The sequence below is a fragment of the Phenylobacterium soli genome, from assembly GCF_003254475.1.
GTDB classification, from domain to species: domain Bacteria; phylum Pseudomonadota; class Alphaproteobacteria; order Caulobacterales; family Caulobacteraceae; genus Phenylobacterium; species Phenylobacterium soli.
The window spans coordinates 1-472 of the sequence record NZ_QFYQ01000009.1; the positions used below are offsets into that span (position 1 = coordinate 1).

Annotated in this window: 1 protein-coding gene; it reads right to left on the bottom strand. The window is 73.1% G+C overall.

Annotated features, from left to right (window positions below; translation table 11 throughout):
* A partial coding sequence (locus DJ017_RS19905; RefSeq protein ID WP_165830742.1) for a TonB-dependent receptor plug domain-containing protein occupies positions 1-472 on the bottom strand: 472 nt, incomplete at both ends.

A 472-nucleotide genomic window follows, 5' to 3' on the forward strand; every position in this document is an offset into this window, starting at 1 on the left:
GGCCCGGTCCCTGCCCGCAGGGCGCCGCTTACCGAGTGGCCGTCGTCCACGGAGGAGGCGCTGGCCAGCACCCGGCCCTCGACGCCGTTCACCCGGTGCATGGCGATCCGCTCGTCGATGACGTTCACGATGCCGCCGATGGCCGAGCCGCCATAGGCCAGGGCCGACGGTCCGCGCAGCACTTCGATCCGCTCGGCTTCCTGCGGATCGGTGGCCACGGCGTGGTCCGGCGACAGGGCGCTGGCGTCCACCTGGCCCAGGCCGTTGCTGAGCACCAGCACCCGCGGACCGGCCAGGCCGCGGATCACCGGCCGGCTGGCGCCAGGACCGAAGAAGGTGGAGCGCACGCCAGGCATGCCGCTCAGCACGTCGCCGAGCCCGCCGCTGGGCGCGAGGTCGAGTTCGTCACGGTCGACCACGTCGATGTTGGTCGTCGCCGAGTCCAGGGAAATGGCGAACGGCGCGGCGGTGA